Source organism: Luteibacter sp. RCC_6_2, assembly GCF_041360655.1.
Classification (GTDB): Bacteria; Pseudomonadota; Gammaproteobacteria; order Xanthomonadales; family Rhodanobacteraceae; genus Luteibacter.
Window position 1 is genome coordinate 1 of sequence record NZ_JBFUPQ010000027.1, and the last position, 8626, is coordinate 8626.

The 8626-nt window shown below is 66.0% G+C and carries 4 protein-coding genes; all 4 read right to left on the reverse strand.

What is annotated here, in order from left to right:
• Window positions 1-134: 134 nt before the first annotated feature.
• Window positions 135-3785 (reverse strand): dermonecrotic toxin domain-containing protein, encoded by a 3651-nt coding sequence (locus tag AB6730_RS18710; RefSeq protein WP_371025100.1) that lies wholly within the window; start codon window positions 3783-3785, stop codon window positions 135-137.
• 241 nt (window positions 3786-4026) lie between these two features.
• A complete protein-coding gene (plsB, locus tag AB6730_RS18715) occupies window positions 4027-6621 on the reverse strand; it encodes a glycerol-3-phosphate 1-O-acyltransferase PlsB (protein ID WP_371025101.1) in 2595 nt (864 codons plus the stop codon).
• A 32-nt stretch (window positions 6622-6653) separates the two neighbouring features.
• A complete protein-coding gene (locus tag AB6730_RS18720) occupies window positions 6654-7622 on the reverse strand; it encodes a hypothetical protein (RefSeq protein WP_371025102.1) in 969 nt (322 codons plus the stop codon).
• Window positions 7623-7787: 165 nt separating this feature from the next.
• A partial coding sequence (locus AB6730_RS18725) for a hypothetical protein (protein WP_371025103.1) occupies window positions 7788-8626 on the reverse strand: 839 nt, incomplete at its 5' end.

Genomic DNA, 8626 nt, shown 5'->3' on the forward strand with positions numbered 1-8626 from the left:
TGGGTGGCCAGCCAGGCCTGGAGGCCGACGAGGCGGTCGAAGGCGTCGGTGGCCGCCTGGTAGGGACTCTGGGAGAGAGCAGGCGGGGCCTGCGGGGGCATCGTATCCATGATGATTTTCCTGGTGGGGATGATTCAGTGGCGGACCGGACCGAGAGGGGTCCCGAGTTCGCCCCGTCGGCCGACGTTGACGATCTGTGTCGAGGGGATGTAGATCGGTGCGTTGCTGTGCAACGTGTATTGGTATTCGCCGCTGGGAAGGATGCGTCGGCGTATCTCGAATCCGGGATCGGGACCCGTCCGGGAGCCTGCCCACTCCGGCCTGGGCGGCGCACGGAGACTCGTCGTATTGATCTGCATCCAATAGCCGAGCGGATCGCGCTGCGAGGATCGATGGACCGGCGACATGCCGAGCACGTCGGATAGCTGCGCCACGGGCGATTCCGGTGGAAGGGCCGACACCGGATACGAGGAGGGCCCACGAACCCACGCCGCACCATCGGCCAGCGTGATGCCTTCGACGTTCTCCCCCGGCAGGAATTCCGCCACGAATCGGCGCTCCCTGAAATACCAGATGCGCTCCGGCCACTCGTGGAAGGGCACGACTTCGGCGGCCGGGATGGCCTCGGTGACGGTGCTGCCGGCCGTGCCGGCCGTCGACCGACGCGGCGAGCGTGGCGCGTTCCTCGCCACGTCGAGCGCATCGTCCCAACGCCTCTGCTGGCTTGGGGTGAGTGTCGGCGTGGAAGGTGCCGGATGGCCGGTCGACGAGGATACGGAGGGTGACTGGATATCGGCACCCTGCGTGGTCCCAGGCGAGGAGCCATGTGAGGGCGACGGTGGCGGCGAGGGGACCCGGCGGCCGTCGTCACGAACCCATCCGCGAAGGTTCAGCACTTCGACGCGCTCGCTGGCGAGCGGGAACCGTGCGTCCAGCTCGTGCAGGAACACGCGTCGCTGATGGACGCTGAGCGCGGCGATGTCCGGATGAAGGTGCGGGTCGATGAGCAGCGCACTGCGTGGGCGAACATCGAACTTCAGATGCGTGCCGTCTTGCCACACCATGGGATATGCACTCGGATTGTCAGCCAATACGGCCGCGATCTCGGCGCGCACGGGCTCCATCACCGGAGGCAAGACCAGGGCTGGTGGCGCCTCAGGGCGCGGGACGGCGGGCGGTACGACGTCGACGGCGGCGGCGGGAGCTGCCGGCGGAGGAGCATCGCCAGCCACGGACATGCGGTTGAACCGCTCACGAAGCCGTCGCATGCCCCCGCGCAGACCGACATCGTGCGCGAATGTCCATCGGCCGTCGATGCGTTCGATCAATGGTCCGGTGAAGTGGGTATCCAGGGATCCCTGCGGCCGGTCGAGACGCCATCGACCGTAGGACTCGTGATAGCTGACGAGGAAAAACCTGCCGTCTTGCTCGACGTAGGACTGCCCACGCACGCGAAAGATGCCGTTCTCGTCCGGTGTGCCCGTCGTGCGCGGATGACGTACCGCGTATCGGTCGTCGAAGCGCACTCGCGGTGACGTCAGCCGCACCCCGGTACTTGCCATGCCATAAGGAGCGGAGCGGGAGCGCACGATGGCTCCGGCGATGTACCGTCCACCGACGAAGGGAGGCACCACCAGGTTGAGCGCGTTGACGTAGCCTTCGGCGAACGCGACGACGGCCTCACCCGTGTCGCCCGATTTCACGTGGTCGTAGAAGCGCCACGAAGCCTGCGTCATGCGCGCGAGACTGGCCGGCACCTCCGCAAGCGCGGCCGCGAGGAACCTTCCCGGCGCGTCGATGTTGAAACGCCCTTGCAGGTATGCGAACAACGTGTCGCTATCCGCGTCTTTCGTGGAACGGGCGAGGAAGCGGGTGTCGCGCTGGTATTTCTCGACGGTGGTGTCGTATGTGGCGGAGAGGAAATCGCCATGTACCTGACGCTCGCCGAATGGCTCGGCAGTCAATGTGTAGGGGGTATCCCCGCCAGGCCCGAGCACCCAGTGGGCGCGACGGTCGCCGGCGAACTCGCGTCTCGCCCCGTTGGGTGAAACGGTGGCGAATTCCGCCGGCAGGCGGTCGAGCAGGTATTCGCGGAAGGCTGGGTGGTACAGAAAACGCTTCGCGGCGTCCTGTCGATTGTCGAATTCGCGGAAAGTGAGGCCGTCCGGTGCGCTGGGCGTGTACATGACGATCCGGGGCGCGCTGTATGGCGCGCGCGATCCGAAGATGAGGATGCCGTCGAGCGGAACCTGCTGGTACATGACCTGAAAGGCGGCAATCTCATGGTTGCCTACGCGAACGGAGCCGCCCGGACCATCGAGTGCGGCTTCGACCCAGCGAAACCCCCGTTCCTCGCGATCGTCGATGAATGAACGGGGTTCGCCTGACAGGTAGTACGACAGCCGTGCTTCGGTTGCTTCCAGACGCATCTGCGCGGACTGCACGATCATGGTCAGCTTCCGGGTCAGGGCACCGACGGCTCCCTGGCGCAGGCGCTGCTCGATGTGAGCCTGGTAACGGCTCGCGATATCGAGGTCGCGAACCATGCCGCGAATGGCACCCTGGCCCAGGCGGTCGCGTAGCGAGGTGCCTTGCGCATCCATCGCGTGCAGCGTCTCGAGAGAGAAACGGCCGATGTTCTGGCAGGCCAGGTCGACGAGCGAAACACGTCGCACGTTCGTCGATCCGGGCAGGGGGTCGAATGCCGACAGCGGGTCCGGAAGCACCTTCACCCGGGCGATCTCGACCGTGATCCCTTCCGGGGATTCGTCGATGCCCAGCACCGCCAGTTTCGCCGCGAGTTCACGCGAAGCGAAGGCGTGCAAGGTCAGCGGCTGCCGCACGCCCGTGATGGAGCGGAGCATCGCCGCCATCGCCAGCGCGTCGTTATAGGCATCGCGCGCCTCGTACCACGCGGTGCGAACGTTGTCCGGGACGTCGGCGAGGCGGGTCGTGACAGCCGCTTCGACCAGGCGGGCCTCGCGCAGGCTTTCGATGGCGTCGATGTCCAGCATCGCCGCCGGGGAAAGCTCATAACGGATACGATCGGCGAGTTCGGTTGCCGCTCCGGGGACGTCGCTATCGAGACGATGGTCGTCGACCGCGAGTGCGATGCGCCCGAGCTGCACTTCCACCATGCGTTTCGCCAGGGTGGGAAAGACGGCGGCGGCGATTTCCCGGGAACCGATGGCGCCTTGCGCCTTCGCTTCCACGAAGGCATCGTTCTCCACCCCGGTGCCATCCATGGCGTCGATCGACTCCAGCAATCTGCGCCGGGTGGATTCCAGGAGACGTTCCTGGGAATCGAAAGCCTCCCATCCGCCATGCGTGGTGAACAGAAGGGCGAGGTGCGGCGCGCGGTCATCGACGACGATCAGCGATCCCGCATGGGGAACGTCGCCCAACATCAATTCGCGCGCGTGGATGCCGGCGGGAAGGGCGGTGTCGTTCGCCATGGCGATACGTTTCGCAAGCGATACCGCATCTTCGCCGAGGGTGCCATCGAGACCGCGCAACGTGGCCTCTTCCTTCATCGTGCTGGCGAGATGCCTGCCCAGGATGGTGCTGCGGATTTCCCCGCCGGCCGCTTCCGGCGACATCCAGAAGCCAGGCAGGGCATCGAGCAGTTGCTGCGCACCCTGGGCATGGGTTTCATTCAGGGTGGGTTGCGTCTCGTACATGCGCAGGAAGGCATCGCGCGTGGTGGCGAGACGGCGCAGTGCCTCGACAGATGCCTCGTTTTCGTGTTGCACGACCGCAGGCGGAGTCGTCGGTGGGATGTCCATATCGCTCTCCATCGTTGTATGACCGGGTAGGAGCGCACGCGGCATCCTTCCCGGCGGGAGTGCAAGCTTAAAGTGGGGACGACCATGAGCCTGTCCGATGGCTATCGCCGCGCCATGTAGGTGCGGCGGGGCAACTTTCGTCAGTGGATTGCGAGGGGCCTTGCTTCGCGAGCACCCATCGCCGACAGGATCGGCTCCCACCTGTCGGCCCCCTGCGCGCCTCTAACCGAGGCGCCTCCGGCTAATGCCTGTCGTGACGGGTGTGCTCGTTGGCGACATGGCGATCATGCAGGGATTCGCCTGCCGAGCCGTCGTCGGGGTCGATCGGCGGACGCGCGTCCAGATCGCGATCGTTTTCACCACCAGGGGTGATCTTCAGGATGGAGTGGCGAACTTCGCGTGCAAGGATCACGCGGGCATCGCGCACCATGTCTTCCAGGGCATCGCTGAAGTCGAGCTTGCCGGCGGGATCGGTCCACACGACCTTCGCCTCGCGAAGTTTCTGGATGAAGCCGCGGAACAGCGCCTTGTCGAAGAATTCCGGTGCCGATAGTTCGTTGAGCATGCCCAGGCGCTGCGCCGTGAGCGTGCAGGCGGTTTCCAGTTCGCCGGCGCTCATGGTGTGCGGGCCATTCTTCACCAGGGCCGCGATGGCGATGTAATACCGTTCGAAGGCCTGCAACATGCTGCGTGCGATAACGCGCAACTGATAGGCGCCATCGTCCTGGCCCGGTCCGCGCTCCAGTACGCGTCCTTCCGCGCTGGACTCCAGGATGCCGCGGCGGACGAAGAACTCGATGGTTTCCTGTACCTGCGCGGCGAAGCCTTCCTTGTCCCACGGGAGGAACAGCTCACCCTGGATGAAGGGATAGATGATCTGGCCGAGGCGCAGTACCGAGGAACGCGACATGCGCCGGTTGTTGAGGAAGCAGGCGGCGACCCACGCGGCGGCGGCATTGAGGTGCAGCACATTGTTGCGGAAGTAGGAGAGCAGTACCGCCTGCTCTCCCTCGGTGACCAGCACGTCGCCCAAGGGGTGGCGTATGCGGCGCACCCAGCCCATCTGCTCGCCGTAGGCGATCACGCCCTGCGGATTCATCGGCGTGATGGTCACCCGATCGGAATAAGGCAGTTCCTGGAACAACGCCTTGGTCAGTTCGATCTGGGCCAGCAGGTCGTTCTCGGCCATCGCATGCTTGGGCGTCGCCAGGAGGGCGAGCGCAAGCAGGTTGATGGGATTGACGTCGGCCGCGCGGTTGATGTTCACCTGGATGCGTTCGGCCAGGTCGTCGACCACGCTGTTCAACCACTCGGGCTTCGCATCCGGCTCGGCCGTGGTCTCGCGCCAGTTCGGGGCGGCCTGGTCGAGCATCGGGGTGAGCAGGATGGGCTCGCCGAAGTTCAGCGTGACGTGGCCGTAGCGTTGGCGGAGCACCTTCAGTCCACGGATGAGGCCGAGCAACGATTCCTTTTCCTTGGGCTTGCCCGACAACTCGCCGACATACGACTTGCCTTCCATCAGTTTCTCGTAGCCGATGTACACCGGCTGGAACATGACGGGCCGGCGCGGCGCGCGGAGGAAGGCGCGCAGTGTCATCACCAGCATGCCCGCGCGCGGTGCGAGCAAGCGCCCGGTACGCGAGCGCCCGCCTTCGATGAAGTACTCCAGGGGTACGCCGCGGTCCACCAGCTGGGCGAGGTATTCGTTGAACACCACCGAATACAGCGCATTGCCCTTGAAGCTGCGGCGCAGGAAGAACGCGCCGCCGCGACGGAGGATCGAGCCCACCACGGGCAGGTTGAGGTTCACGCCCGCGGCGATATGCGGTGGTACCACGCCGGAGTGATGCAGTTGGTAGGACAGCAGCAGGTAATCGGTGTGGCTTCGGTGGCAAGGCACGTACACCACTTCGTGGCCCGGCGCGGCGGCGCGGGCCTTGTCGAAGTGGTGCATCGCGATGCCGTCGTAAAGCTTGTTCCAGAAGTTGGACAGCAGGAACGAGGTCGAACGCACTACCGGGTGCGAGTAATCGGCGGAGATCTCGAGGGCGAAATCGCGTGCCCGGCGTTGGGCTTTCGCCAGGGAGATGTTTTCCTTGCTCGCCGTGGCGGCGATGGCGTCACGCACGGGCTCGGTATTGAGCACGGCATCGACCACGGTGCGACGGTGCGAGAGGTCGGGGCCGATCACGGCCGCGCGGATGCGGCGGAAATGCGTGCGCAGCACCCGGGCGATCTTGCGCGTGAGGCGTTCCTGCGTGAGCTCTCCCGATTCACCGAGCACCGTGCGTAGCGACACGGGTGTGGAGAAATGCACCACGGTGTCGCGCCCATTGAGCAACAAGGCGAGCATGCGGCGGAAGCGGCCGACGACCAGCCAGTTCTCGGCGAACAGCACGCTGAACCAGCCCGATTCGCGGTTCGGCGCGCGGCCGACATAGATCGATACCGGGACCACCTGGATGTCACGCGTCGGATCGTCTTCGATCGCCCGGATCAACTGGCCGATCGGTTCCTTGGGGCCGCGCGAATCGGTGCGGCCGAACAGCCAGCCATGGCGGCGGCTCAGTGAGAAAACCGAACGGCGGCGCCGGCCCGGAAGGTCGAGCAACTGCATGGGGCTGGGCAGCCCGGCCTCGCGGCAGGCGCGTTCCAGGATCAGGGCGTCGGAGGTGCCGTCACGTTCGATCGCATAACAAACGGCCGCGCCGCTGTTCAGCAGGGTGGCGGGCTCGGCGGGGTCGCGCTTGATCCGCACCCAGGGCTCGAGAAGACGCCCCAGCAGCTTGAACCACCAGGGAGAACGGGCGACATGGACGTGCGGATCCGCACTCATCGGGATTTCGGACATCATCGGATTGTACGACCTCAGCGGTCCTTGGCGTCCGCCACGGGTGCGCCGGGGTTGCGCGGCGGTGGCGCCGTGGCGGACGGAGCGGGTGCGCTTGCCGACGGGGCTGGCTGGACCAGCCGCGCATGCTGGTCACGGACGCGCTGGAGCAGGTCGTTGTCATACCAGCGGCCGTCGAGCAGGACCAGGGTGGCATCGGTCTGGATCGGCTTGTCCAGCACCGTGTAGGTGATCTTGACGTGGGCCGAGCCGCCATTGCTTTCGAGCGTGTCGATACTCACGGATTCGAAACTCTTGTCGACCGAAAGGCCGTATACATCGAGCAGGCGCTTGAATCCCAGCCACGCGGTGGACCACGTGGTCATCGATTCCTCGAAGCTCATCGCGTGCAGCGCTTCCGGCGTGGACAACTTCACCTTGCGGGCCGTGTCCACCAGGATGGAGATCGCTTGCTTCGCCTTTGCCTGGTCGCCCCAGGCCACGGTCTGGGTCCAGGGCGCGACGACATTCACCACGTCGCGCAATTGGTGCTTCTGCGATTGCGGAAGGTCTTTGGCCTGGTCGATCGCGGTCAATGCCATCGACTGGCCGATACCGGCGAGCAAAGGCATCTGGTCCTTGTAGTCGCGGTCGAAGCGCGCGAGCGTCGGGCGCAGGTCGGCGAAGAGTTTCTTCTCCGCGTCCGGCTCGGTGAGGCGCTTCACGCCCGCTTCGAACTTCGCTCGGTCTTCCGGTGTGATCGGTTCCTGCGCGGCGTTGCGTTTCGGCCAGTCGGCACGCAGCGTGGCGAAGTCCGCCGGCGGCAACGCGTGCTGCCAGAACAGATCGAACTTGCCGTCGCGCAACAGCGCCAGGGATTCCCTGGCCGCGGCCTCGGGTGAACCGCCGCCGGGTGTGCCCGGGGCTTCTTTCTGCCTGTTGCAGGCGGTAAGCAGGGCAAGTAGCAGCAGAAGAGTCGGGACGATCGGGCGGCGGCGGATGGTCAAGGGTCGGTGGCGCTATCGGCGGGGAGGTGGAGGATACACGGCGGCGCCGAGGTAGCGCGTTATCGCTGGTCTTGTATATGAAAGCCCCGGAGGCACGAGACCTCGCGGGGTATTCATCTAACGGCGGACCGGGTCATTCCCTCCCGGAGCAGGCGCACCTGGAAGCTATGGGGCCTCGCGCGGCAGGGTGCCCATGAGGGTGTATCGAGGCTCCATCACGGTGATCGAGTTACTTGTCGATCCATCCTCGGCGATGACGTACGCGTTCGGCTGGCCTGTTCGGCGCATCACGGTGAGATTGGTTTCATGGCGTGGCCACCTGAGGCCTCGCGCCTCGATCCGGACGGCGAACGTGGTCGAGCGCAGGAGATCCGGTGCCCCCACGGCATTCCGGATGTCGGCGATCGGCGCCGTGGGTGGCACCGTCGTGACACGGATGCCGTTCACGTTTCCAGCGATGCGGACGCTCGGGAAGTCGACGGAGCCTGCAGACCTGTAGATTCGCACGCCGCTGTCCCTGATCGGTTTCGCGCCGTAGTACCAAAGGTCCGCCGGGACGTCCGCTACCGATACGCGCTGGAAGCCGTTGGGCACCGGCGGAGGCGCCAGGTCCATCGGATACCCGGTTTGTGTCCACGCGGGCTCCGGCGGTGCCCGGTTCGCGACCCGGACCTCGGCCCGGCGCACCACCTCGTTCCAGCGTGCGCGCTGAGCGGCCGTGATGGCGGCGGCGGGGCCACCGGGAACCAGCTCGGCCTGCATCTGGGTATGGACCAGTTCACGTTCGAAGGCATCAGGGAAGGCCATCTCGATTTCCTGGCTGTATTCCTCGTACAGGTTGCCCTGGCGCCCCTGGGCGGCGGGAGCGCCGCGGCCGGAGCCGCCGCGCAGTCCGATGGGGTTGTAGGCCCAGGAGCCGTCGCGGGAGCGGTGGATGGCGGGTCCGCGGAAGGCGGGATTGCCGCCGGGCCGGCTGAGGCGCCAGGTGCCGATGTGGGGGTCGT